Source organism: Treponema sp. R6D11 (assembly GCF_054786075.1).
In genome coordinates this window covers 1-736 of sequence record NZ_BDHD01000587.1, presented here as the reverse complement: position 1 = coordinate 736, position 736 = coordinate 1, and the positions used below count along the sequence as shown (strand labels likewise).

General features: G+C 51.8%; 1 protein-coding gene. It reads left to right on the top strand.

Features of this window, described 5'->3' with window-relative positions:
* Positions 1 to 154: 154 nt before the first annotated feature.
* Positions 155 to 736: hypothetical protein (locus ACYVTD_RS14865; protein ID WP_461248490.1), on the top strand; the 582-nt coding region annotated here is incomplete at its 3' end.

Genomic DNA, 736 nt, shown 5'->3' with positions numbered 1-736 from the left:
CTTTTCCATCGGAGATTCAGACGTGTCCTTGTTTTTAACGGGTTCGTGGATGGGCACTTTGCAGGGAAACGCGGGGTTTTCCACGTCCCCATTGGGGACAAAGTTTTTTTCCCCCGAAACGCCGGTATTGTTCGCCCAGGAAGCCGACCTTACCATGTCCCTGTGGATAAACAAAAGGTGGTTTGTGGAGGCGACTTTCCTTGACGATTCGGAAAAGAACACATACAGGGCAGGGTATCAGGGGCTTCCCGGGGAATTTGTCCAATATGAGGGAGTCGGAAACACCGGCCTTGATTTTCCCTCGTTTCCGTATCTGGATCTTGGCGGCGATTCCCCTTCTTCGTTCGGTTATTACGGTCGCGTAGGAAGCGGCGGAATTAACGTCCACACTTTGTTCCGCTACGACGCGGCTTCCAGGGACGAAAAAGTTTTTTTAGGCGGCAGGGAGAGGACGTTCAGTTATATCGATCTTTCCAACTCCGTACGCGCCGTTTCCTTTGTGCTTCCCGACGCCAATATCGATTCGGAAATACTTGTTTACATTGAAGACGAAAAAGGCGCGTTGCGCGACGCTGACGGACGGCGTTGGAAACTCGCGTCCGCAAGCGAATATTCCGCTGGCAGAACGCAGGGGCTTCTTGAAATAAATATAAGGCCGGAAGGCTGTGTGGCGGTATCTTATTCAAAGGGCGCTAATTCGCGGCCGTGGAATTTATCTCTGGGAAGTTATTCTGGC